Origin of the sequence: Actinophytocola xanthii (genome assembly GCF_001921205.1) — a bacterium.
Taxonomy (GTDB): domain Bacteria; phylum Actinomycetota; class Actinomycetes; order Mycobacteriales; family Pseudonocardiaceae; genus Actinophytocola; species Actinophytocola xanthii.
This window is the reverse complement of the sequence record NZ_MSIE01000015.1, coordinates 88,093-112,920: the sequence shown is the minus strand read 5'-3', so window position 1 is coordinate 112,920 and position 24,828 is coordinate 88,093. Positions and strand designations below refer to the sequence as shown.

General features: G+C 71.0%; 6 protein-coding genes and 1 pseudogene. 1 reads left to right on the top strand and 6 read right to left on the bottom strand.

The annotated features are described in order from the left end of the window. Window positions 1-5: 5 nt before the first annotated feature. Window positions 6-2,642 carry a hypothetical protein gene (locus BU204_RS10525; protein ID WP_075125433.1) on the bottom strand — a complete coding sequence of 879 codons (2,637 nt, stop codon included), beginning with the start codon at window positions 2,640-2,642 and terminating at the stop codon, window positions 6-8. 50 nt (window positions 2,643-2,692) lie between these two features. Further along, entirely contained in the window at window positions 2,693-21,025 is an 18,333-nt protein-coding gene (locus BU204_RS10520; protein ID WP_143229422.1) for a hypothetical protein, read from the bottom strand. A gap of 52 nt (window positions 21,026-21,077) precedes the next feature. Between BU204_RS10520 and BU204_RS10515 the strand changes: the two genes are divergently transcribed. Continuing rightward, window positions 21,078-21,287, top strand: coding sequence for a hypothetical protein (locus tag BU204_RS10515; protein WP_075125431.1), 210 nt, complete (start codon window positions 21,078-21,080; stop codon window positions 21,285-21,287). 218 nt (window positions 21,288-21,505) lie between these two features. Here the strand turns inward: BU204_RS10515 and BU204_RS42380 are convergent. From BU204_RS42380 to BU204_RS10500, 4 genes and pseudogenes are all read right to left on the bottom strand, one after another. Next, a pseudogene (locus tag BU204_RS42380) lies at window positions 21,506-21,733 on the bottom strand (WXG100-like domain-containing protein); the annotation flags it as partial. 18 nt (window positions 21,734-21,751) lie between these two features. Next, window positions 21,752-22,072: a hypothetical protein gene (locus BU204_RS10510; protein WP_075125430.1), complete on the bottom strand. Its 321-nt coding sequence runs from the start codon at window positions 22,070-22,072 to the stop codon at window positions 21,752-21,754. Then, the gene (locus tag BU204_RS10505) at window positions 22,069-22,464 is read right to left on the bottom strand and encodes a YbaB/EbfC family nucleoid-associated protein (RefSeq protein WP_075125429.1); all 396 of its coding nucleotides are present in this window, start codon (window positions 22,462-22,464) and stop codon (window positions 22,069-22,071) included. Before BU204_RS10505 ends, BU204_RS10510 begins: the two co-directional genes overlap by 4 nt. Before the next feature lie 15 nt (window positions 22,465-22,479). Then, window positions 22,480-24,798, bottom strand: a complete 2,319-nt coding sequence (locus tag BU204_RS10500) for a hypothetical protein (RefSeq protein ID WP_075125428.1) — start codon at window positions 24,796-24,798, stop codon at window positions 22,480-22,482. Window positions 24,799-24,828: the final 30 nt, after the last annotated feature.

Here is a 24,828-nt window from a genome sequence, read left to right as displayed (position 1 = left end):
CTCCCTCACGCGGCCGGCAGTGGGCCGAACCATCTGGTCGTCGCGGTCCCCGGCTCCGCCGTCCGCTTGGTGGCCGCCGCACGGAGCCTGGCCAGCGCGGCGTCTGGCGCGGCGCCGTCCTCGGCGAGCAGCACCCGGTGGAGTGGTTCGCGCTCCACCGCCAGCACCCGTAGCCGGGTGTGGCCGGGCAGCACGATCTCCCCGGTCGGCTCGTCCTGCAGACCGTCGAGCCGGCGGCCGGTGGTCGTCCAGATCAACGCCTCGGCCGGTCCGACCGTGGGCGCGATGGCCGGCGCGGCGATCACCGGGGCCGGCAACCGGAGCACCGACGACGGCGTGACCGCGGCGTCGGCCGGAATCCCCCGCACCACGACGGCCCGTGCGGTCGGCAGGCGCAGCAGCCCGTCGGCGAGGCAGACGTAGAAGTCGGCGTCGTACTGCGCGGTGGGGTCGTCGGCGAACGCCCGGACGACCGCGAGCTCGGCTAGCAACGCCGCCCGGTCGCCGGTGCCGAACCGCAGGCCGGGCCGTTCGGAGAGCAGCTTGGTGACCACCCGGGTGGCCACGTCGTAGCGCGTGCCGAGCCGCTCCCGCATCGCCCGGCGCTGGGTCAGGGTGCTCCGGACGCCCTCGGGCACCTCGACCGGCACCGCTACGACCTCCTGCCGGACGTCCCGACCTCGCGGCGGCTCGGCCGGCGCAGGCTCGGCGTTCGTCCCGGTGCCGGCCGACACGTCCTCGGCCGGTCGTTCGACAGGTGCCCGGACGTTCGGCGGGACGGGTGGCTCGACCGTCCGCTCGACCACCGCCAGCGCCGTCGGCTCGGGCACCGGGCGCGCGGCCGGCCGGGTCGCGGCCGGTGCCACCTCGGCCGGGGGCATCGACCTCGGCGGTTCACGTCCCGGCAGCAATCCGGTGACCGATTCCGCTCGGCGAGCCGGGCCAGGTCGGCCGATGCCCAGTCGCGCAAGCTCCGGCCGGGCCACCGGCCCGGCGGCACGGTCGGCGTCCGCCACGGTCACCGCCGGCTGGTCCACCGACCGGACCTCGACGGGCGGGAGTTCCTCCACCGCGGCGGGTTCGGCCCGACCGACGACGTGCCCGCCCCCATTCGGCGCGTCCCGGAAGACGCCGCCGCGCACGGGGGCAGGCGCGCCGGTGCCGCCGGCTCGTCGCGCCCGCTCCCTGGTTCCGGGCCGGTTGGCGGTCCTGTTCGGACTTCCGGGCATGCCTGTGCCGACTGCGGCGGCCGGCGCGTGGGTCCGGGGGCCGGCCGCCGAACCGACCGCGTGCGGCGACGTCTCTTCGGCGGGCGCCGCGACAGCGGAAGGCAGGATGGCGCCGACCGGACGTATCCGACCGTCGGCAGTGATCATGACGGCGCCCGCCGGTGGAGCGAGCGGGGCCGGCGTGGTGGATACCGACCGGACTCCCCTGTCCACCATGGAGGGCATGGAAGTGATGGTGTGGGCCGCCTCGATGGTGGCGATGGCGTCCGCGGTGGGCTGGTCGATCGGCAGGACGCGGAGGTTCTTCCTGTCGTCGGCGGGAAGCTCGCGGATCAGCCGGTCGAACGCGGCACGCACCTCGTCCGGGAAGTGGCCGCCGGCGGCGACGACGATGTCGGCGGTCGGGCCGGTGCCGGCGGCGAGCATCGTCCGGTCCAGGGCGGTCGAGTCCGGGTGGACGGCGAGGCCCCGCGGCACGACGTCGACCCGCCAGCCCTCGGCCAGGCGGTAGGACCCCGGCTCGATCAGCGGCAGACCGGGTGGCGCGGTCCACCGGTCGAGCGTGGGCACCTGGCCCGGCCGGTACACGCTCTCCACCGCGAACGGCCGCCAGCGCGGGGTCCCGGCGCGGTCCACGTATCGCGGTCCACCCTCGCCCGGCACGCCGTGCGCCACCCGCACCGGCGCGCCGAGCGTATCGGCGACCTGCTGTGCGAGCGCGGAGGCGGGACCGCAGCCGTAGCAGACGAGCACCGCGCGGTCGCGTCCCTCGTCGGGCAGCGAGCGCAGCACCTCGACCACGGCTGCGGTGGCCGGTGGCAACTCACCGGGCGCTCCGAGCACGACGTACATCCGGTCCAGGTCCGGCACGACGGTCGCCAGCGGGTCGTCGGGCCGGTCGGTCGCGGGCGGGCGACGCAGCCACAGACCGGCAGGGATCTGGGCTAGCTGACCGGTCGTCTCAGGCAACCCCGCCTGCCACCACGGCGCGGGCAGCCGCGCCCCGATCCGGTCCACCCGGCCGTCCGGCTTGTAGGACACCCAGCCGGCGGTCCGTCCCGGCACGAACAGGCTGCCGTCGGCCAGCCCGACGGGGCTTCCCGTCGGGGCGGTGATCTCGACGCCGAGCCGTTCGGCGAGCAGGCGCGCGGGCGGTGGCGTCCCGTCCGCGCTCCCGGCGCCGAGCCGCGGCGCCACCACACAGAGGTCGCCACTGGTGGACTCCTCGATGTCGCCGACCACCCACGGGTCGAGCCCGCGCACGGCGTCCAGTGCCGATCCACCGACCACGACGTAGGTCCGCCCCCGCGTGGGCCGCAGGTTCGCCGCACGCACGACGGCCGCGCCGTCGCGGTCCATGCGGCCCACGACCAGCACGTCCCGCACCCGTTCCACAGTGATCGCCTCGTCCACGCGACCCTCCTCCGCTCATACGGAGACACGCTCGCGCACCATGCGGGAGTTCACGTGGTGGAGGCGGACCTCTCGACGTCGAAGACGGACGCGAGGTACTCGGCCCGCCGCCGCGCCTCGGCGGCGCCGTTGGTGAGGTATACGTCCTCGATGATGTCGGCCACGTGGGACAGGAACTCGGCGATGTTGGGGATCTGGTCTCCGCCGGGGGTGTGCGGGTCGATGGCCGCCTCGATGATGCCGGTGACCGCGTCCCGCCCTGTCTGGTCGCGCTCCGGCGGTGCCTCCGCCCGCAGCCGCTCGGCCCGCGCACGGATCTTGTCGAGGTTCAGGTCGAGCTCGGCGGTTTCGGACAGGGCCTCGCGCACGTCCGCCTCGGTAAACGGCGAGCCCACCTCGACCGTGTAGGTCGTGGGCCGCCAGTCCGCCTTGACCGACCGCACGAAGGACACCACCTGCTCCACCGTCACCCCGGGTCCGACGTGGAGGTTGCGCCCCCGGTCGCCGTCGGCGACGGCGGCCGGGTCGACGGTCGGTTCGGTGGCCGGCCGGCCGGGAACCTCGATCGCCGCGCCGTTGCCCGCGACGCGCAGCGCGAGTCCTTCGGGCGCCCTCGTCCCCGCGAACGACCAGATGTGGCCGAGTGTCAGGTTCCACCTGCGCAGCGCCAGATCCCGGTGCACGAACGTGATGAGATCGCCTTCGGCGCCCACGCGCATGGTTCGGTCCGGGCTCGAGAACAGGTTCGCCGCGTCGTTGGACCTGTGGAACGCCACCTTCAGGTAGAAGTCGGCGTCGACGCGGAACGGGAAGAACTCGCCGGAGTACTTGGTGCTCTGGGTGTCGATGTCCCGCCCACCCTGGGCCGAACCCGAGTCGTGAGTGGACGCCAACGCGCCTGTCGGCAGCGTGCGCACGGTCTTCTGCCCGGGTCCCTCGGCCTCCTGCGAGCTCGACCCCGAGCCGAGGGCCGCCACCCCCGTGCCATGGGTCACGGTCTTGTTGGTGCCGAACAGCTGGGACAGCTTCTCCAGATGCAGGCCCTCGATGGCCGCGCCGGCCGGCGGTTTGAGTGGCGTGGCGGTCTCCAGCCGGAAGCGGGCCTCGATGCCCATCGAGTAGCCCGCGTCGTAGAACGTGTGCTTGACCTGCCGGCGCGCCTTCGCGTCACCGGCGGTGGCATAGGAGTGGCCGGTGAACATGGCGTGCAGGCCGCCGTGCAGCGAGCTGCCCGACGTCAGGCCGTGCACCTCGTACTCACCGAGGCTGCCCTTCCTGCTGTACTCCGACCTCGCCGCCGCGGCGTGCCGGAGATCGGTCTCGCCGACCACGCCCGGCGGCAGGGCCACGCTCGACAGCGCCGCGTACCCCGCGCGACGGATCGCGTCGAGGGAGCTTTTGCCGATGGCGAACGGGAAGATCCCGTCCTGCCGGGTGAACTCCGGCCCCCGGTCCGGGCCGTGGGTCAGGACCTCGACGATGGGCGGGGTGGCCGGCTCCCGCAGCGGCTCCACCAACTCCGTGCTCGGCCCGGCGAGAACGACCCGGCCGGGTACCGATACCGGCGCGTCGTCCGATCCGGTGCTCCTGGTCCCGGGCAGGCCGGCGGCGCCGGCCGTGAGCGCCTTGCTGGCCGGCGTCGCCGACCGGTCGCGCGTGATGTGCAGCTGGAAGTCGACCTCCAGGTCCTCCCCCTGGACGTACCCGCCGCCGTACTTGAACTGGGAGGTCACCTTGAGGATGAAGCTGCTGTCCTTGACCGACTGGTCCCGGGACACCCGGCTCGGAACGAAGCGTCCGGCCAGCCCACCACCCGTCGTCTCCACGTCCGCGGAGGTGGAGGAGGCCGGGGGCTTCTCACGGTGCACGAAACCCAGGTCGCCCGGGAGGTCGACGGTCTTGCTCTTCGAGCGTTGAGCCAGCCCGTACTGGGTGTGATACGCAATGTTGAACAGGCTGTCGGGTGGCACCGACGAATGCGTCGACGGCCGATCGGCCCGGGTCGCGGTGATCCGGACGTGGACCACGTCGTCGGTCACCGCACCGGTGTTCGGAACCCGCACCAGGGCGCCGTCCTCGGCGTCGCCGGCGAACAGGATGTTGCGCAGGTCGATGAAGCCGTGGGGCCCGGTCAGCTTCTCCTCGATCCGGGTGAGCACCAGGTCCTTCCATTCCCCGGTCACGCCGAGTCGGTTGAGCTCGGCCGCCGCCCCGGCCAGCGGGTTCGCCCCGTGCAACTCGACGTGCGTCACGCCGGTGCCGTTGTGCCCGGCGTACTCGCCGTCCGGGGGCAGCAGAGTCTGCGCGAAGCGCCCCTTCGGCGGCTTCGGCACCGGCAGGGCGGCGGTCAGCACGGGGGGCACCGGCTGGCCGAGGTACTCGTAGATGGCGATGGCGTCGCGCACCGGGAGCTGGACCACCAGGGCCCGTGGCTCGTCGACGGTGACCGGCAGTTCGTCGAACTTCCGGTTCATGAACCTGTTGCGGATGGCCATCGCGGCCTCCAGCCGCGCCCGCGTGTCCAGCACGAGGAACGCGGTCGGGCCGCTGTACTCGGTGACCTGCTTGTCACCCGGCCCGACCTCCCGGAGTTCGCTGTCCTCCCAGTCGATGCTGGCACCGAGCATGAGCCGCAGGAACACGCCCCACTTCGTCGCGTGCTGCGGGACGACGGAGACGCCGAACCTGGCGCCCACGCCCTTGCTCCTGCTCAGGGCCGCGCTCGACAGGTGCTGGCCGTTCTCGTTGATCTGTAGCTTGCCGTTCAACCGGATGCCGAGCACGTCCGGCGACATCACGTCCATCGTCGCGGTAAGGGTCGCGGTGTGGTCGCTCATCCGCCCGGACGCGACCATCTCCGGGGTCGTCGCCGGCTGCCCGACGAGCGTGAGCCCGGCGAACTGACGGCTGCCGATCATGCTGAGGAACTCGCGGACGGTGTTCCAGCCGGTACGACTCCACCGCGTGATCGGCGGCAGTTTGACCGTGTAGGTCGTCGTGGTGCCGTCCGGCGCGGTCTCGACGAACCGCCGGACGCCCGGTGACGACCAGGTGCCGCCGAGACGCGGCGACTTCCGGGACGTCCCGCCCGCCGGCGGCCCGTCCACGGGTTGCACGCTCTTGGCGAGCGCGAGGTCGACGGCCTCGCGGTGCCGTGGCGATGCGTGGAAGTCCTCGACGACGGCGTAGCGGCCGAACAGCGCGTGTGGGATCGGACGGGCACCCTCGGGCAGCGGCGGCGAGGTCAGGTAGACGCCCGGCGTCATCGTGCTCGGGCTCAGCTTTCCGCCCGCCCAGTCCAGCTTGTCCCGTGGCGTGGCGATCACGATGGCGTTCGGCACCCGCCCGGCTGTCACGGTGGCGACCGTGCCGTCGGGGTTGCCTGGCCACATCTCGACCAGGTTGTCGTCGTCGTCCTTGGCGAACGCCTGGTCTACGTGCTCCCGCGGCGGCTCGGCGCGCCGGGCCGCCGCCGGCGTGCCGAACTTGGTGGTCATGGTGCCGCCCAGGAGGATCCGCCGCGCGGTGCCGGGCTGCTTCTCCGAGGTGTGCACGACGACCACGTCCAGGGTGCCGGCCACGTCGCGCTGGCTGTCCGACCAGGCGACCAACCCGTGCTTGGCGATCATGCGGGGCTTGCCGGACCCCGTCTCCTCCCGGCCGGCCGTGACGGCGACCACGGGTAGGCCGCGGGACGACGACGACGCGGCGTGCGAGGTGCTTCCCTCGGTACCGGTCGGCCCTGAGTCGTCGGCGAAGGTGGGCCGGAAGTCGAAGCCGAGACCGGCCCTGGCCGACCGGCCCATCGAGTAGGCGCTGCCGCTGTGGCCGATGGCCTTGTCCTCCACCCGCGCCTTCTCCTGTCCGGACGGCCGGGTCTCCCGCGGCGGCACCAGCTCCGCGTAGATCGTCACCGTGTGCTGGCGGCCGTCCTCGACCCAGGTGATCTGGTGACCGAGGCCGGACATGGCGTCCTGCAGCACGGCCCGCCGCTGGTCCGGAGACCGCAGCGGGTTGTCCGATGCGTGGAAGTGGGCCGCGACCTCTCGCCTGCCCTGCTCGGACAGGCCGTCCGCGGCGATGTCGACGATGGCGGCGGCACCCGGCACGTCCAGGATCGAGTCGGTGCCGACGATGAAGCGCCGCCCGTCGAAGGTCGGCACCGGCTCGGTGCCGAGGAGATGCTCGGGCAGCGGCAGGTCCGCGGCGCGGGCCACGTGGACCGGCACCGTGATGTACCGGCCGCGACCGTCCTCGGTGTCGACTCGGTATTCCAGTGGGGTGTAGAGAGCGGTATGGTTCTGCTCCCACTCGAGCGTTCGGCTGGGCCCCTGGGCGAAGCCGCTGTTGAGCTCGGCGAACAGCCCGACGAACCAGCTGAAGAACTCGTGCACGGCACCGCCGGACACACCCGCGCCGACGGCGTTGTCGCTGCCCCGGACCGTGGAGACCGGGCCACTGAACTTCAGCTTGGTCCGCAGCTCCGCGGTCGCGGTGCCGACGTAGTGGAGGTCCGGCGTGCCGGTGAACGCCGGGAGCTCGACACCGTTGGCACGCAGTACCGTCGCCCGCGCCTCGGTCAGCGGCTGGACGTCGGCCCTGCCGGGGACGATCTTGCCCACCCGCAGCGTGACGTCGAGGTTGGCATTCGCCGTCCGACCGTCCGCGCGCCGGAGCGTGATGGCCATCGTGGTGGCGACGGCGGGCCGGTCACCGGTCGCGTCCTCGGACGAGAGAGACGACGTCGACTCCGTCTTCGTCGTGCGTTTGGCGGCGCCGCCGACGAAGACGAGCGGTCGCAGCGTGCCGGTCGGGTCGACGGCGGTGCCCACGCTGACCGGCTCGAACACGACCAGCGGGATCCGGACGGGCGCGCTGCTCGTCGAGACGTCGGTCAGCGGGGTCCACGCCTCCCGGCCCTGCCTGGTGTACCGGGACGGCGGCGCCGACGTCGGCGCGGTGCGCGTCCGGGTGTCGGCGGGCCGCTCCAGGTCGAAGGAGAATCCGATGGTCACCGATCCCGTCGAGGTCTCGACGGTCAGCTCTCCGTTGTTCATGGCGGCGAGCACCCCGTCGGGGCCGAGATCGCGGAGCTCCTCGCCGGTGAGCTCGGTGATCGCGTCGATGAGCTCCGTCGCCGAGCCGAGGCGCTCGACGGTGGCCCGCGAGCCGGGTGGCACGCTGGACAGCAGGGTGTACACGGCTTCGACCTGCCCCTGTTTCGCGGCGGCCTTGGCCACGCCGGCGGCCTTCGTGACGTCGCCGCCCGCTGCCTTGACCTCGTCCCGGTGCCGCTCGGTGTCGCGCTGCGCGGCTCGCGCTTGGTCCCGGGCGTTGGCCGCGGACGTGGCCCGATCCTGGACGAGCCGGGCGATCTGCCCATCGAGCCGGGCGATGTGGATGGCGAGGTTGCGGGCCGCCGGGGTGGCCGCTCGGCTGGACGGCCCGGACTCGGTCAGTTCGCCGTGCGCCCTGGCCAGGTTGTCCCGCTCCCCGCGCAGATCGCGCAGACGGTTGTCGGGGTCGCTGGTGGCGTCGCGGGCCGCGGCGGCGGCCGCGACCGCCCGCTCCCGGCTTTGGCGGGCCTTGCCGAGGGCGGCCTCCGCGTTCGCGAACGCATGCTCGGCCTGCCTGACCGCGTCGGTCGCCTGCTCGCGCGACGTGCGGGCCGTGTCGGCCGAGAGCAGCGCGTCGTCCGCGTAAAGGTCGAGTTCCCGCAGCCGCTCCCAGGAGGCGGTCGCGGCGGCGTCGACGTCGGTGAGTTCGTCGGACGAGGCGTTGTCGTCGAGGGCCTCGCGGTGCGCGTTCGCGTCCTCGAACTGGGCCCGGGCCTCGGCCACCCGGCTCCTGGCGCGGTCCAGTGCCCGCTCGGTGCCGATCACCGCGCCCTCCGCCTCACGCGCGGCGGCCTTCGCCTCCTCCACCGCGCGCCCGGCACGCTGGTGCGCGAGCCGCGCCTGCTCGACCGCGAGCCGCGCGGCCTCCCGCGCCGCCGCGGCCTCGTCGGCCGCGATCCGTGCCGCGTCGAGCGGGTCCGCGTCGCGGGGGCCGTCCCCGTCGTCGGGCGGCCGGTCGCCCGACGACTCGGCGACGGGCTCGCCCCGGCCGCCGTCGTCGCTCGGCTCGCCCTGCCGCGTCCCGTTGTCCCGGACGTCCTCCGCCCAGCGAACCGCCTTGCCCTTGCCGGACGGGGCCGCCTCGGCGATGGCCGAGGTGCCAGCACCTTCTCCGACAGGTTCCGCCGGTCGGGGGGCGGCCTCCTCCTCACTCAACTCCTCGTCACTCGACTCCTCCTCGCTCGACTCCTCACCTTCGCTGACCGTGGCACCTCCCTCGCCACGATCCGCACCCGCGTGAGCCGCCGCGGGCTCGGTCGAAGCCGGCCCGGCGTCCCCGGCCGACAGCACCGGCGCCACGGATGTCCGCGGCTGACGCGACCCGTCACCGGTCGGGGCGGTGGACGCCGACGCGCCGCCGCGGCCCAGCGGTCGGTTCGCCACCCAGTCCGGGTTTGCCGTGCCCAGCACGAACCCGAGGCGCATCGCGTAGTCGAGCTTGGCCCTGCGAGACATTCCCGTCTCGAAGGCGACGAGATCGACCACGTCCAGGTGCAGGCCGCGGCTCGTCAACTCGCCCGCGAGATTCGTCAGCGCGACGATCTCTTCGGCGTCCCCCCAGTTGTTCAGGTCGGCTTCCGGCTGGGTGCGGCGCAGCAGCCGCACCGCCTCCCGCACGTCGCCCTCGGTCCGGAGAGACTTGCCGTCCTGCTCGAGACTCTGCACCCGCCCTCTCGCCCCCGTGAAAGGTCCAAACCTCGCCCGCCCTTCGGCTGTGAGCACGTTCAGACCAGCGCCGATCTGGACGACGACATCGGCCACCCCGGCCTCACCCAGTTCCCGCGACAGGTTCTGGACGATCTCCGCGACCATGTCGAACAAACCCCGGTCACGCAACGAGCCCGTGTCGAGGTACGTCGCCACGACCTCGGACGCACCGCCGTCGAAGCCGGCCGCCGGTGCTTCCCGCGCAGGGGGCATCGGCGCCGGGGTGATCTCGTCGTCCAGGTCGAGGTCGAACACCAGATCGTCGTGATCGAGTTCGGCGACCAGACTGTCCAAAGCGGAAGAAGGCGCGTCCCGCGGAGGTCTTCCCGGCGCCGGGAAGACATCGTGGGCGAGACCGATCTTATCGAAGTCGAGAACCACCGGCCCGCTGTTCGGTTCGGACCGTCCGGAAGAGGCCGTTGCGGGGCTTGGGGACTCCGCGGACTCGGGCCTCAACCCCGTCGTCAGACCGCGCGCGATCGCGTCCGAGATCACCCGGGCGGCGGCCTCCTTCTCCTGCGGGGACCCGGGTGCGGTCAGCAACACGTGCTCGATCACGTCGATCATGGCATCCGCCGAGCCCAGGCCGGAGAACGTGAGCGCGGCAATGTCGCGGGTGTCGAGAACGATGATCTCGGCCAGCTGCCGGAGGTCGGGGTCGGGCTTCCCGACCCGGGCCAGCGCCGCCCGCGCGAAGCCCGCCTCGGTGGACAGACGAACCGGTGTCCACTCCGTGCTCGACAGCGCCGTGACCGCGTCGCTCGCCCGGCCCCGCTCGACGGCGAGCGGTGACGGAAGCCAGGCACCGTCGGGAAGCGCGGTTCCGAGGCTCTTCGCGAGCGCTTCGGACAACGCGAAAACGGCGGGAATCCCGCCAGGGGAACGCGCCAGCCGGTGCACGAGCAGGATGCGAACATCGTCGAGATGTGCCGCGTTCCCGGTGGTGTGGCTTGTCGCCACGATGTGGTTCGCCACGGACACCAGCGTGGTGAGATGCTCCGGTGGCTGCTTCGTCAGCTCGAACCTGGCGACTTCGGACTCCATCCGGACCCGGCTCGGCGTCCACGACGTGGCCATGAGCGCCGCGTCCAGCTCGGCCGCGCCCAGGCGTTTGTCGAGGAGAGTGGGCCGCCACGGTTCGCCCTCCGGTTTCGTGCCCAGCTTCGCCGCCAACTCCTCGGACTGTCCGTACACGTAGCCGACATCGCCCGAGGAGACGAGGCGAAGCCACATCAGCTCGCTGAGCTTCTGCTGACGGTCCGACCCTAGCTTCTCGGCGTCATGGGTGGACGCGACGATTGTTGTCGCTGTGCGCAACACCTCGTCGGCCCGGGTGGGAGAGACCTTCTCGCGGTTGATGCGGTACTCACGGCCGCGCCGCGCGACCGCGGCGGCCTGGTCGAGTCCCAGCCGTACCCAGGGATCCGGGTGCGTACGCACGCCCGTGACCCGTGACGGGGACGGCGGTGGAGCGGACCCCGGATCCGGGGGATTGCCGATGATCACCGCGCCATCGGCGTCGATACCGAGGGCGTACAACTTTCCCAACCTCGTCACGGGGGTGGCGGCGGGATCGTCGGTGGGCCGGTACCCGCTGAGCTTCTCGTACACGTCCTTCGTCAGCTGGCGGCCGGTTGGCCCCACGATGGTGTGGCCGCCGGCGCCGTCCGGCATGACGTTCAGCACGAGCCCAGGCTCGCCGTCGTCCCGGATCTCGAACACGATCGCGCTCGCCGCCGTCGGATCGCCCGCGGCGCCGAGCGCGGCGAAGACGTCGTCCAGCCCATCGCGGCCGCGGCGGACCGCTGCCGGCGTCATCCAGTCTTCCGAGGGAAGCAGGTGCACGCCGCGACCGCGCAGCTTCTCGCGACGTTGCTGCTGGTATTTGTACGCGCCCCGGTCGGAGATGACCGCCCCCCCGACGGGGAAGTTCGTCGCGGACGAGTCATGCCGGGGTCTGGTCCGCGCGACGCCGACGCTCTTCCCGAGCCGCTCGGCGATCTGGGGCACCGTGACGTGCTGGCGGGGGACCTGACCCGCTATCAATGCGACGATCGCCGCCACGTCCTCGAACGAGTAGCCCTTGTCATCGAGCTGGTTCCGGTCGAAGCGCTGCGGAACCTCGTCGAGCGCCTGGTCCCACAGCGTCTGGTCGAGCTGTACGCTGCGCGCCAGCGGCACCTCGTTGTCGAGGTCCGCGGCCGTCCAGCCGGTGCCCAGGTCCTCGGCGATCTCGGCGGCCACTTGCATCCCGACCGCCATCTGGTTCTCGACCGTGCCGCTGTGACGCAGCATGGCGTGCGCCACCACGTCGTTGACCTCTTTGTTCAGGCGTCGTCCCACGAGTGTTGTGGGACCGTTGCTCGCGGTCCAGGCAACAGCCACAAGGTTCTTCTGTTGTTCGGTCAGGTTCAGTACGGTTCTCGCGACGTCTGCCTCGGTACGCAGGCGTTCTTCGGTCCACCTCGGCCTGCCCGCCGCCGGGGTCGGCTGCGACGCCCTGGTGGTGCGGAACTCCCTGAGCATGGCGGCGAATCTCTCCGCGCGCGGACGCAGCGTGCCCACGCCCATCCCGATCGCTTCGGATATGTCCCGCAGCGTGACGAATTTCGGCGTGCCGAGGGTCGCGACATAGGCGACGACGCGAGCCAGGTCGGCGACCGGTATCTCGATATCCTGGAGCTGCCGCGGGGCGTGCTGGGACCGCACCACCGTGATCGCCTCGGCTTCCCGGGCGGGGTCGATCGTGCCGTTCCCCGCGGCGGCGTTCGCGTCGCCGAGCAGGTAAATGACATCGGAGCGGGTCGGACTGGTGCCGAGATCCCGCGCCGTTTCGGCGGCCACGTTCATGGCTTCGACGACGTTGCCCGTCCGGTGCAATGTCCCGGCGATGACCTGGAGAACCTTGTCGCTGATCCCCCGGGTGACGATCGTCTCCCAGCCGTGGAACGCGCTCGCGAGCACCCTCGCGTTCGCCAGCGTCCTGGCCGCCTGGTCCGCGCTCATCGACGCAAGCTCGTCTTCCGCCCGTTGCGCCTCGCGGGTGAGGCGCTCGTCGTTCCAGGGAGAGCGTGTCGTGGCGACACTCGTGGGAGCGCCCTGCGCGTCGGTCGACACTGGACCTGGCGACGAGGGCTCGTGTTGGACCGTGGTCGGCTCGCGGCGCTCGGTCGTGCCGACGACGTCGGCACGGGCGTCTGCCTCGACCCGGTGCCGGCCTCGGTCAGCTGCCCGTTCGAGATCCGTGAGCGCTTCGTCGTACTGCGCCTGGGACCTTCCCGTCGTCGTGGCCCGGTGGGGCAACGGGCCACCACCCTGTCCGCGGCCACGCCGCCCGGTTCCGCCCGAGGGGCCGCCCGCCCCGCCCGCGAGTCCCGCCACGGGTGCCTCGGCGTCCGGGTCCACCGGGTCGAACTGCGCGGTGCCCAGATCGGCTGCGATGGCTCTGGACAGCCTGAGCGCGGCGGAGTTGTCGCCCCTTACCGCCTCGGCGACGATCGTCTTGACGGCATCTTCCAGGCCGAGCTCTCGCAGTCGCTTCGTCCGGTGTGTCCTCTTGACGATCTCCTCGACCTGTCCGCGAACCCTTTCGCCGCGTTCGGAGAACGGATGCATGTCCTCCGCGGTGGAAAGAACGCGGGCTGTCGTCCAGTGCGGGCCGCTGCTCCGCTCGGCAGCCGCGTCGCCCAGGCCCCGGCGGGCGGACGGCGCAGGCAGCTGCCGACCGTCGGCGTCGAGCACGACGGCCGAGAACAGGTCGAGCGACCCGAGCACCGTGGCCGTGGGCACGGGCCGCTTCAGCAGCGGGTCGGCGAGGGCTAGCTGTCCGTCCTTTCCGATCCGTGCCACCAACGCATGTCCTTCACCTGGGCGGAATCCGATCAGCAACCCGAGGGGACCCGACCAGCCTTTGAGCCGCGCTTCGAGTGTGTTCAGCGCCTCCACACCCCGACCCAGCGGTTCCGGGGACCAACTCCGCGGCGATGTCTCCTCTTCGACCCGCCCCTCGATCCACTCCACCGCGTCATGGAGACCCGAGATGACGGTGACACTGTCCGGGATCGCCTGCGCCAACGCGGTGTCGGGCATCGTGACCCGCCGGTCACCGCTCCGATCGGTGCTGGCCCAGGGGGCCGGCAATGTCCTGGTGTCGGTCAGAGCGCGGCTCCACCGGCTCGTGCGATGGCCTTCGACGTCGAGCGCGGGAGGCGCGGGCGGCACGGCGAGCTCGGTGGCTTTCCGCTGCAACACGATGCGTGGATTACGCCCGGGCCCACTCGTGGACGCCGCCGTCCGCGTGGCCGCGACGTCGCGCCGGGGAATGACCAGCCGCTGTTCTTCCGTCGCCGGTCCCTTGCCCTTCACCTGCGGATCTGTCAGGCCCAGTGCCGCGAGGCCGGCCTCGTCGACCGCCAACCACACGTGCCCGTCGACCTCTCCGCCCTCGAGGAGTACGCGCGCCGGTTTTCCGTCGGCGTAGGTCACCGTCAGTGTCGGGATGAACTCCGCTCGAACCAGGTACGGCTTTCCGCCGGATGTGACCTTCTGCTCCGGCGCCTTCTCCGGAACCACCGATTCCGACTTGCCCTCGTGCAGGGTCTGCCCGCCGCCGGCCAGTTCGGCCGCCATGCCGCCGAGGACGGCGGCCTCGGTCTCGTTCTTCGCCGTGGCCCGGTGCTCGGTGTCGCCGCCGGTCACCACCTCGCTCTCGATCTCACTGTCCGGAATGACGCCGATGAGCTCCCGAGTGCCGAGATCGGCTCCGATCGCGATCGTGTCGATCGTGTCGCTGCCCACCGCGTACTCGTACGTCTCGGTCGACAACAGGTCGCGGAGGTGGTGGGCGAGCTGGGACCCTCGCGCGCCGGTCAGCAGCCAGTTCGCCCGGTTCGCATTGAGCTCCCCGGACAGCTTGTCGAGCTCTGCGAACAGTTTCGGTGCCTCGATCGGCTCCGCGAGCAGCGCCGCCTTGTCCGGGAAGCCGACCGGCCGGTCGTCCTCGGCCGTCCGCTGCGCGGCCCAGAAGTTCCGGAGCGAGCCGCTGGCCGTGGCGATGGGCGCTCGCTGCCGGGCCGCGGCGAGGTAGGCCGGCCTGGTCCGTTGGACGGCCTGCTCAAAGACGATCTTGTCTGGCACGATGTGCTGGCCGCGCACCGGCTTCCGGGACAGCGGAGGGGGGAAGCGCTTTCGGTAGTCACCCGAGCGGGCCCAGGGGTTGAGGACGAGTGTGAGCTCCAGCGTCGCCCGCTCCCGCTCGGCCCCACCACGCCACGTCAACGTGGTGGTGTGCCGCCGCTCCTCCTTCCGCGCCGGCCCGCGGGCCCACTGCCACGTGCCGGACACCGTCGGGGCGATGGCGCCGTCCAGGACGAAGGCGCCGACACTGGACTCGACACCGAAGTCGGGCTGACCGCTCGCCGAGTACCCGGCGCTCCACGTGTTCGTCGTCTCGTTCGTAACGCTCCTGGCGGCGGAGACGGTGCGCTTGTGCTGGTACTCATCGTCCGCGGCGTCGGTGGTGCGATCGGTCAACCGCCCCTTCAACGTCATCCGCAGCTCGACCTTGCCGGACTCGCCGGTGCGTTGCCCCAACTCGTTGTGTCCGGCGGTGAGAACGTCAGTCATGATCGCGTCGAAGCCGCCGAGCAGCAACTTCTCGGCCAACGTGTCCGTCATGCGCACGGCGAGAAGCTTGTACTTCTCCCGGAGCTCCTCGCTCTCGAGGCTGTTCGCCCAGGTGGTCAACTCACCCAGCAGATTCTTCTTCAGCTCCACCACCAGATCGGACCGCGACGGATCGAAGTCACCGGCGCCCTCCGGCAGCGCGTGCGTGGCCGGCGGGTTGGGCTGGTGCACGACCGGGCGCCGCGCGTCCGGCTGCGAGATCCCAGCCTGGGAACGAGAGGAGGACTCCCGTGCCGGCCGGGGTCTCGCCTCCGGGGACGTCGGTGGTGACGCCGGTGGTGACACCGGTGGCGACGTCGGTTGCAGCATCCGGTGTGCCGCCTGGTACGCATCCCGGTCGACGTCCCGCAGGTTACCCCACACGTCGTGATCGCTCAGCCCGGACCCGATCGCCGCGATCTGTCGGGCCGGCACCCACACCGCCAGCTGGTCGGGCACGAACTTGGACCGGGTGTCGGTGATCTCCGGCCGCGGATGCTGCTTGCCGAGCGCACCGGTCCAGCTCTCGTGCACAGAGGTCGCCAGTCTCTCGACCGCGTCGTAGACCACCAGATAGGCGGGCTCTTTCCAGCTGTACTCGGTCGAGGTCTCCACGGCGTGTGCGGGTCGTCTCGCTCGTCCGCGCTTGTACTCCCCCGACACCTCCGGCTCGGCCTTGCCGCCCGTGAACTCCACCGAGGTCGTGAACGCCGCCTTGGCGCTCCACCCCTTGGCCCGCTCCGCGGGCAGGACGGTCTGGGTGTCACGCAGGCGCTTGAACGGGTGCGTGGCGTCGTACCGGACGATTCGCGGGTTGCCGTACTCGTTGGTCAGCGTCACGCTGCCGACCAGGTCACGGCTGCCCATGTCGAGGATGCCGGCGGCCGTGTGGCTCGCCAGCTCCAGCTTGTCACCGGGCCCGGCCGCCAGGCTCTGCCTGGCCTGCCGCGCACGCCACGTCCCCCATTGCTCGATCGCGTCCTGGGTGGTTCCCTGATTCGTCTCACCATCGCCCTGGACACCGATCGGCCTCGGTGCCGGCCCCAGAGCCAGGCGCATGAGCTCCCGCCGGGCCTGCTCGTCCAGGTCCTCGCTCTTCGGCGCCATCAGCGTCTCGGTGGCCGTCAGGGCCAGGTCGGCCCCCTCCGTCATCGCCTGGAGGTCGAAGTCCGGGGGCAGGTACGCCTTCGTCATCGTCGGGAACGGCGTGGCCGCCCGCTCCTCGTCGGTGAGCCACCGCGTCTCCCGCAGCGGGGCCCGGTGCTCGACACCCAGTACCTCCCCTGGGCGGGTCGGCACGGAGATCTTCACCACGCCCAGGAGCTTCGTTCGATCGTTCGTGCCCCGGTCGGACCTGGCCGCCGTGGCGCCCGGGTCCGACGGGAACGTCAGCTCCCTGCCGAGCTTCGTGAGATCCGGTCCGAGGCGAGCCGTGAAGTTGAGGTGGAACTTGAAGGTGTTGCCCGTGCCCTTGTCGTCCCACTCGTGCCGCTCCGAGTAGCCCTCGGAGGAACCCACGCTTCGGCTACGGCTGCCGGCCAATGAGACGGCAGGGCCCAGCCCGACCGGGCCTACTTCGACCTCGGCCCCGACAGTGCCGGTCAGCTCGCGCGTTCTCTTGGCCTGCCGCCGCGTCGCACCGCCCACAGCGCTCTTCCCGGTGCGCCGCTGCGTGGGTTGCGCGACCCGCTGACCGGAACCCAGTTCCCCGCGGACGAAGAGGTCGTCGCCTTCTCCCGGTACCGGAAAACGCACCTCGGACCGGCCGCGGGCGAGCGCCTCGGAGTTGCGTTGCGCCCAGTCGCGGAGTCCGGTTCTGACGCCCTCGATCTGGTCGCCGCGGATCCGCCCTTCGGTGTTGAGCATCATCGCCAGACTGCCGGCGAGCGCCTCGACCGTCTCCGGGGTCAGCTCGTACACCGCGTCTCGCTGAGACGGGACCTCCGCTGCCTCCATGCCGGCCTTGAAGTCCCCCATCCGGTCGAGCTCGGACTCCGGCTCGGAGTCGATGTCCAGGTCGCTGCCGGGCTGGATGGCGAACACCGTCGCCGACACCGGCACCCTCAGCGAACCGGACGGGCTGGACGCCCAGGGCAACCACTGCCTCAACCGGCTGTGTGACGAACTCGGCCGAGCCGCGACCGGACGCTCGAACAGGGTCTGCTCCGGGGTTTTCTCCGGGCGGCCGTGCGCCTCGCCGACGTGATCCGACTGGACGGGCACGAACGCGATCACGACCTCGAACTCGGCGCCCAGCTTCAGGAACATTCCCTCGAAGGTCTTGCTCACCACGTAGCTCTGCGACGAGGTGTACTCGGCGATGTCCTCCGCGGTCGCGGCGCCGCCCAGTTCCGCCGAGATCTTCGCGCCCACGGCATCGCCAAGCACGTCGCCGAACTCCACCGACACGGAGCCACCTACCGGTTTGATGTCCTTGTCCAGACTGGACCGGGAGACGCTGCTTCCGCGTCGCTGCGTGATCCGGGCCTGCTGCGCGGATGACGTACCGAAGCCGGACGGGTAGTCCGGCGAGACCCGACCGCCCAGGCTGGACGCCGTCCCCGGTCGTGAGTCGGTGTCGGACACAGGACTGCCGGCCCTTCCCCTCCTCTGGCCGGGGTTCGCCGCCAGCGCCTTGACCACGATCACCTCGGTCGGGCGGCCCCGGAAGTTGAACGCCCTGCGCATCACCTGGCCGGCCAGGATCTCCTTGCCGTGCGACGTCTCCAGCTCGGCGAGCCAACTCCCGAACTCGGCGACCGCCGGGTCCTTCCTCGAGTCGAGTCGGTGCTCCGTGACGGCCGCGTCGAAGCCGACGGTCGACAGTCCTTCCAGCGGAGCGGCCACGATGCGCCTCAACGCCCGCTGCTGGTCCGCGTAGACCCGGTTGATCAGCGCCTTCGGTGTGCCCGGCGAGGTCTGCGGGAAACTGAACGCGTACTCGTCGGGAATGCCCTGCGCGAGGCTCTTCGGCCAGGAGAGCGCCATCGGGATCGTGACCGGTCGTTCGCTGACGACCGGCTCACCCCGTGGCTTTCCGCCCCGCATCCGCTGCACCGTCACGTCGAACACGACGTCGTGCTCACGACGGAACATCTCACCCGTCTCGGTGATCTCGACCGCCTCCTCGGATTCCTCCGCGATGGTGGACTCGACCGCCCTCTGCGTTCCGATTCCCTTCACGTTCAGGGACGTGGTCACGAACCCGCCGATCGGGATGGTCAGGAAGTCGGTGGGGTTGAACGGAGTGACGCTCTTTGCGTCCATCGCGCTCCGCGGCATGGTCCGGGACTCGAGGACCGATCGCCGTTCACCCGCGACGGTGTCTTCGCTCTTCGCCGGCCCGATCTCCCTAACCCTGAGCGTGATCTGGTAATCGGGCAGCGACACCCGCCACCCGTTCGGTGTCAGGGCGCCCTTCTCGAACCCCCGGGCAACCTCGTCCTCGGTGAAGGCGTGACCGATGTCAGGCCACGCGGCCGTGTCACGCCGGCGAGCCTCCTCGACACGCCTGCCGATCTCGTCACGCAGCGCCGTCGCGTCGAACTCTCCGTCGACCCTTGCCTTTCCGCGCCTGGCCAGTTCGACCCCGTCGCTGACCGGGGCGCTCGGCCCTGACTGGCCGGGCACCGCCAGTGAGCTCGACCCCGCCTGCGGAGACCGCCGACGCCACCAGGCGGACCTCGGCGAATCTGCCGACGAGCCCGACCCCTGTGAGCCGCTCCGCGTGTGCGACACCCGGCCCGGCACACGCAGCGGCGGCGGGCGCCGACGGGACCGCCCGGCCGGAGGCTGACTCTGAGATGACGACTCCGATCCCAGGGAACTCCCTGACAGGTGCCGGGTATGGCCGGGACCGGACGACGCTCGCCCGGTGCCACCCCGCAGTCCGTTCGGCGCCACCGGCAGGGATCCGGTGCCCAGTGCGCTCGCGAGGTCCGCGGCGAAGGCGTAGGCCGCTCTGTCACTCTGCCGATCCTGGATGTCCACGGCCTCGGCGGTGACCGAATGGTCCAACTTGGACGTCACGAGGTCGCCGATCGCCCTGCTCACCTCCGGCCCCAGTTCACGGACCCTCCGGTGGTCATGGGTGCGCCCGACGATCCACTTCGCCCGCTCGGCCACTCCCCCGTGTGCCGGGACCGACCGAAGCGTTGTCGCGGCCGCCACCACGTCCTCGGGGGAGCGCAACCGCGCCCCGTCCCCGAACACGACCGTGAACTCGGTGTCCGCGTCCACCAGCGCGTCCGCACCGATCCGCACCTCGCCGTCGGGCGCGTACACGTCCGGGAAGTAGCCACGGGCGAACAGCTCCCGGGCGATCCGGGTCCGGAGCTCCTGGGCCGAGCGCGGCCGACTGCCCGCGTTCGAGGACAGGATCACCACCGGGTGGGAGGGGTTCTTCGCGAGCCGGACACTGAACTCGGGTCGCGCCAGCAGTGTGTCGACGATCTCGATGACGCTGGTGTTGTCGTTCTCCTCGATCACCACGACGAGCGGGACATCGGTTCCCGTCCGGCCGGCCAGATGCCGCAGCCCTGGTATGGCGAAGAGGCCGGACTGTCCTCGTTCCACGCTCGCGCCGAGGTTCGCCAGCTGGGTCGGTTCGTAGTGGTTCCCGGGGAGGGTGAACACGGTTCCCGACGCGCCTCCGGTGCTGGGGGGTGACATCTGCGAGACCGTCGGGGGAACGGATGCGGTGCCGTCGGGAGTGACGGCGTGGTGGGCGACGTCCGGATTTCGCCCGGCGGGCGCCTCGGACAGTTGTCCGGGCGAGGTTCCGTCGACGTGGTTCTCGGGCGACGTGGGCGCGTCGACTGGGCGGTCCGTCGGCCCGTGCGGTTCGAGTGCGCCGTTCCCGCCCTCGTTGATCTCCTGCCCGGATGGTGGGTCCGTCGAGAGGTCCGAGTCGGACAGACCCGAGTCGGAGAGGCCGTCCTCCGACAAGCCCGCCTCCGACACGCCCGCCGTGGAGAGACCGGGATCGGACTGGGGCGGGTCCGCCTGCTGCTGGGACAGGTCGGTCTGGGGCAGATCGGTCTGGGGTACCTGTTGGGACGGGGCCTGCGACACGCTCTGGGTCGCGTGGAGCGGCGGGTCCTGGGATGGGGTCTGGATTGAGCTCTCGGTCGAGCTCTGGGACACGGTGCCCGCCGGGTCCGGTGGGGTCTGGCGGGGTAGCGGGTCGGCGGTGTTCGACGTCGCTGGTTGCGGTGGCGATGTCGCTGGTTGCGGTGGCGATGTCGCTGGTTGCGGTGGTGATGTCGCTGGTTGCGGTGCCGAGGTCGCCGGCTGCGGTGCCGACGTCGAGAGGCCGGTGCTCTTCTCGCCGCCCTTTCCGGTGGCCGTGCCGACGGGGTTGACGCCTGGTGTGCCGGCTGGTGCTGGCGTGTAGGGGACCGGGGTCCAGAACCCCATCGTCGCCCCACCCCGTGCGTCCCAGGCGGGCGGCGGCTGGACCGCGCCTCCTCCCGGCACCACCGCCGAACCCGAACCCGTACCCGAATCCGGGTCCGGCCCCGAGTCCACCTCGGAAACGAGATCCGGATCCGAGCCGCCCTTCTCCCCGTCCGACACTCCACGACCGCCAGGCGGGAACACCTCCGCCAACCACTCACCCGCCACCCCGGCCCCACCCGACACCATGCCAGCGGTGAACGCACCACCCAACTCCTCCGGAAGCCGCCCCTCCTTCATCAACACATACAGAACCTCGGTCATCATCTCGTGCAGACCCTCGACGCCGATCTCGGCGAACCGCTCCCCGAACTTCTTGAACCGCGTCGCGAACGCATGACTCAAACCGGAGTTCACCATCTTCGCCACCCCGGCCGCCAACGGCCCCATCACCGGCGACAACGCCGCCCCCAACGCCCCCACCTCAACCGCACTCACCGTGTGCCGCGTATCCCAGTTGTTCCGATCCCGACTCCCACTCCCGATCTGCGTGACCTGTGCCGCCACATCCACCAACAACTGGAAACTGATACTGATCACCGCGGCCACCATCATCTGCAACAAGATCTGCCCCAACAACGACTGCAACAACCACCGCACCACCGCCAACTTCGCCGCCACCGCCGACCACACCGCACCACCGGTAAACGGCGACAACGCATACGCCAACGCCACCTCGACCATCAACATCGGAATCTGATAAATCACCACCAACTTCACATACTCGACGTCCAACGCCAACTGCTCCAAGAAATCAGCCAAACTGTCGAACAACACCGCCGCCGAACCAATCAACCCACCGCCACCCGCACCCACCCCACCACCGCTCCCACTCACCCCGCCGCCACCCCCACGACGCGACGAGCTGGCGTTGGCCCCCGAGAACGACCCACCACCACCCACCCCACCCAACCCGTCCCCTTCGACAAACGGCGCGATCCGCTCCACGAAAGCCCGCTCAGCCCCACCGGCGAACTTCTCCCGCGCCTCCCGCACCACCCCCGACAACCCCTCCCCCAACGCCCGCAACTCCCCCGCACCCCCCCGCCACTCCTTCGCCAACTCCCGCAACTGACCCTCGTCGGCATCCGGCCAACGCTCACCCGTCAACCAGTAGAAGAACTCCGCGACCTCCGGAGAAACCACCAAAGACACAACAAGCCCCTACGTTTTCGGTGTCGCCTGGTTGGCGTCGTCGTTCGTCTGCTCGAACGTCTGCGCGACCTCGATCGTGCGGCTGCCCAGCCCGCCGATCTCGATGTCGAGCAGTCTGAGGAATTCGAGTGCCTTCTGCTCGCCGGGGCGATAGTTGGCGTTGAACGATTTCGTCATGTCGCCGCCGGTGCCGCCGGCGTTCTGGTACCGGACTGTCGCCGCATGCACCCTGTCGGCGATGTTCCTGGCCAGCGTCGACCATCTGGTGATGTTGATACCGGCCGACCGCAGACCCTCGACATCGGCGGAGAAGTTGCCGTCCTCGCTCATCGAAGCCACCCTTCCGCGTCCTTGAGCATGGACGCGAACATCCCGTCGAGATCCGGACCGGACGTACGCAGCCGTTCCAGGTCGAGACCGGGCGGCAGGAGGCCGGTCATCACCTCATGGGTGGCGGCGGCCGCTGCCCGCTGCGCCTCCCCCACTGCTTCGACGATCTTGGCGGACAGCTCCTTCGGCGCCAGGTCCCGCCACCGCCGCCCCTTGAGCTCGAGCTCGGTGAGCTGTCCCTGCCCGTTGACCGTGGCCTTGACCATCCGGTCCCTGGACGTCGCGGACTCGCTGACCTCCTGTGCCCTGCCGACCGCCGCGGTGAGCTCCTTCTGCCTTTCCCGCAGCTGTTCCATGGCTGCCGCCATCTCGTTGTGCAGTGGTGCGGACACGGCTCTTCCCTTCGTTCAGCTGGAACTGGCTGCCGTCTGTTCGCCGTCGGCGGCCGTCGCTTCGCGGGCCTTGGCGGGTTTCCCGGCCGTCGCCTTGGTGCGCGGCGCCACGCTGCGGACGTGCACGTGGGTCGGGGCGAGTTGCTCCTCGACCTCCCGCTTGGGATCGTTCGGCAGGCCGATGACCCCGATTCCCGCACGGCTCTCCGTGCCCCACACCTTGTCGTCCTCGGACAACCAGGTCTGGCGTTCCCGTTCCTTGTTGCCGTCGTTGCCGCCCATCATCGGCGGCATCATCGGCGGCGGCATCATCGGCATTCCGCTGCCCAAGGAGCTGCCGACGACGCCATTCCGGGTGTCGTCGGCGGGGCCGGGTGCCCCCTGCCCGGACCAGTCCGACCAGCCTTCGCCACCGAAACCGCCGGCGGCCCCCGCTCCGGCACCGGCCCCCGCTCCGGCACCGATCCCCGATCCGGGGGCGACCTCGAAGTCGCCACCCACGCCGCCGCCGGCCCCGGCGCCACCCAGTCCGCCGAGGCCGTCGGGCAGGCCCCCGATCCCACCGCCAGCCAGGTCGCCCAACCCCCCGACGCCTCCCACACCGCCACCGGCACCGCCACCCGGGAGGTTCGAGAAGTCACCGTCCCCGCCGGGCAGTTCAGGAAGATCGACACCGCCGCCCGGGAGGAAGTCGCCGGTCTCCGGCAGATCTGGAAGGTCGAGCCCGCCGTTCGGCGGCAACGTCAGGTCGTCGGGATCGATCGGATTGCCGTTGGCATCGACCAACCCGGGATCACCGGACCGGTTGGACCGTTGCGGGTCCAGCGGGCCGGTCCCGGGCGGGAACGGCACGCCCCCGAGCCCGCCGAGGCCGCCGACTCCGCCTCCTGCCGGGTCCACGACCGAGCCGCCGCCACCTGGCAGATTCCCGAGAGATCCGTCACCGCCCGCCGGAAACTCGTTCAGCCCCACATCGCCGATACCGCCGAACCCCGGCACCTCACCGAGCCCACCACCACCGGGCACATCGCCGAGCCCACCACCGCCTGGCAGATCACCGAGCCCACCGCCTCCCGGCACTTCACCGAGCCCACCGCCACCGGGCAGATCACCGAGTCCACCGCCACCGGGCAGATCGCCGATGCCGCCGTCACCCAGCAGATCATCGAGATCGATGTTGATGGGAGGCCCGCCGCCGACTCCACCGCCTGCCCCCGGGCCGCCCACACCGCCACCACCCCCGGGCGTCGGCGGCACCGGCGCATTGAGCTCGTCCAGCCCGGTCTTCGAGCCCCGGTACGCGGTGGTCAGATTGTTCATCGCCTGCCGCGCCGCGGCGTCGAGCGAACTCATCGCGGTGAGCAGGTAGGTGCTGATCTGGTTGTTGATGTTGTCCCAGGTCGCCGGGGAGTCCAGCGGCCCGCTCAGCGGTCCGAAACCCGCCGGCAGCGGATGTGGCGTGAAGGGCGGCGCCTTTACCGGGAAAGCCATTGATGGGGATCCGTGGGAGGAGAGATCCACCCATTTGGTCACACCGAGGCCGTTTGTCGAACTGTAGTTGGCGATCACCGTCCTGATGTACTGCTCGGCCTCCTCCCTGGTTTCCATCCAGTCCAGGAGATACGTGCCCTGCCCCAGGACCAGTCCTTTGCCGACGAGGTAGGTGTAGACGTTCTGTTGCACATGGTTGATCAGCGAGTTGGCCAGCTGGGCGAGGTTCGCGACGCCCGCCCACGCGGTCGCCATGCTCGTGCCGAAGCTCGCCAGCCCGGTCGCCGCCGTCTCCAGCTCCTTCGGGGTGTTCCGAGAGTCGATCTGCCTGGACAGGTCGTCCAGAATCCACGAAACCGTCGCCAGGTTCTCCCTGATCGCGTTCGCCGCCTTGCCCTTGAACGCCGAATCCTTACTGGTGAGCCTGGCAACCCAGCCTTCAACCTCCGTCCGGTTCGACGTCAACCACGACTGGTAGTGCAGTGCGACGGCCTTCGCGTCCCACAGCCGCGGAACATCCATCAGACCGAGCTTTCCGGCACCGACCGGTCCCATGAGCGTGTTGAGGTCCGTGTAGGCCTTCGCCCACTTGCCGAGAGTGTCCGTGTTCCTGTTCACGCCGAAGTACCAGCGGTCCCACGCGTGATAGCTGATCAGGGTGCCGCCCGACTGGCCGTCGGTCTGGGCGTTCCCGGTGACTCCCGACGGGGTGATCCATCCCGTCGGCCCGCCTCGACCGCTTTCGGCGATCGCGTGCATGTCCGGGCCTTCGCCGGTGACGGCCGTCAGCACCTGCTCAAAGGTGGCCCTGCTGTAGTCGTCGCCCTTCGGCAGGTCAGCCATGATCGCTCCTCGGGAGTTCCGCCATGTGTC

What these genes read in the sequence shown, in the direction of transcription:
- BU204_RS10510 (WP_075125430.1), bottom strand. Translation starts at nt 22,072, where the DNA reads ATGAGCGAGGACGGCAACTTCTCCGCCGATGTCGAGGGTCTGCGGTCG.
- BU204_RS10500 (WP_075125428.1), bottom strand. Translation starts at nt 24,798, where the DNA reads ATGGCTGACCTGCCGAAGGGCGACGACTACAGCAGGGCCACCTTTGAG.